This is a genomic window from Tomitella biformata AHU 1821 (genome assembly GCF_000524475.1).
Classification (GTDB): domain Bacteria; phylum Actinomycetota; class Actinomycetes; order Mycobacteriales; family Mycobacteriaceae; genus Tomitella; species Tomitella biformata.
This window is the reverse complement of record NZ_BAVQ01000078.1, coordinates 1-1,291: the sequence shown is the minus strand read 5'-3', so window position 1 is coordinate 1,291 and position 1,291 is coordinate 1. Positions and strand designations below refer to the sequence as shown.

General features: G+C 61.8%; 2 protein-coding genes. Both read left to right on the top strand.

Going from position 1 to position 1,291, the window contains the following annotated elements; all coding sequences use genetic code 11:
- The first annotated feature begins 67 nt into the window (after nucleotides 1-67).
- Nucleotides 68-373 carry a transposase gene (locus TBIF_RS18665; protein WP_024796265.1) on the top strand — a complete coding sequence of 102 codons (306 nt, stop codon included), beginning with the start codon at nucleotides 68-70 and terminating at the stop codon, nucleotides 371-373.
- Nucleotides 370-1,263, top strand: a complete 894-nt coding sequence (locus tag TBIF_RS18660) for an IS3 family transposase (protein ID WP_235174872.1) — start codon at nucleotides 370-372, stop codon at nucleotides 1,261-1,263. Before TBIF_RS18665 ends, TBIF_RS18660 begins: the two co-directional genes overlap by 4 nt.
- Nucleotides 1,264-1,291 lie beyond the last annotated feature (28 nt).

Sequence of the window (1,291 nt, the reverse complement as noted above, 5' to 3'; positions counted from 1 at the left end):
TGAGGTTCCCCAGGGTTGGTGGACATCGAGATAGCGGGATCATAGGTCCTGCTGGAAGGATGTTTCCATGTCAGCAACACGTCGATCGTTCACCCCGGAGTACCGGGTGGAGGCCGCACACCGAGTCATCGACACGGGCCGCGCCGTAGCCCACGTGGCCAGCGAACTTGGGATCCACGAGAACCTGCTCGGCAAGTGGGTGCGCGACGAGCGCCGCCGCATCGAGGCCGCCAAGGAGCACAACGAGGCGCCCCTGACCGGTGCTGAGCGTGCCGAGCTCATCCGACTTCGCAGCCAGGTCACCGAGCAGGAAAAAGACATCAATTTCCTAAAAAAAGCATCGGCGTACTTTGCGGCCCAGCAACCAAAGTGAACCGCTTTGCGTTGATGGCCGTCGAGTGCGCCACCACCGAGATCAACCGGATGGCACGACTGTTGGAGGTCTCCACCTCTGGCTACTACAAACGTCAAAACTGTTCTACGGCAATAGGATTGACACAAGTTCAGCAGCGTAGGGCGGATCTGGAGGTGAAGATTCTGGCCCGCCACAAGGAGTCCGAGGGCACGTACGGGGCACCCCGGATCGCCGCGGACCTGCGTGAGGAGGGCGACCGCGTCTCGGAGAACACGGTCGCGAAGATCATGGTCGATCTCGGGATCGCCGGCATTAGCCCGCGCACGTTCAAAGTGCGCACCACGGTGGTCGATCCGACCGCTCATTTCCCCGAGGACCTCGTCGGCAGGGCCTTCGACCAGGGCCGGATCGATGCCGTGTGGACCTCGGACATCACCTACCTGACCTGCGGGGAAGGCGACATGTACTTCTGCGCCATCAAGGACGAGCATTCGAAGCGGATCCTGGGCTGGCGGGTCGATGACCACATGCGTTCCGAGCTGGTCACCGGGGCGCTGCGGGACGCCGTCTTCGTGCGTCAAAACTGTTGTGCTGAAACAATTTTGCACTCAGATCGCGGCAGCCAGTACACATCTTCGATGATGACAGCCGCGTGCGCGGATTACGGGTTGCGGCGGTCGATGGGGGCCACCGGGGTGTGTTGGGACAATGCCGGCGCGGAGTCGCTATGGTCGACGTTCAAGCACGAGTATTACTACCGGCACGTCTTCGCAACCAAGGCAGAGTTGGTGGCTGCGGTCGGCCGCTGGGTCGAGCGATACAACCATCGCCGGCGGCATTCGAGCATCGGCCAGATCAGCCCGATTGCCTACGAGGTAGCGTCAGTCGCAGTCGCTTCTGCGGCATAACCCCGTCCACTTTTCCGGGGGAACCTCA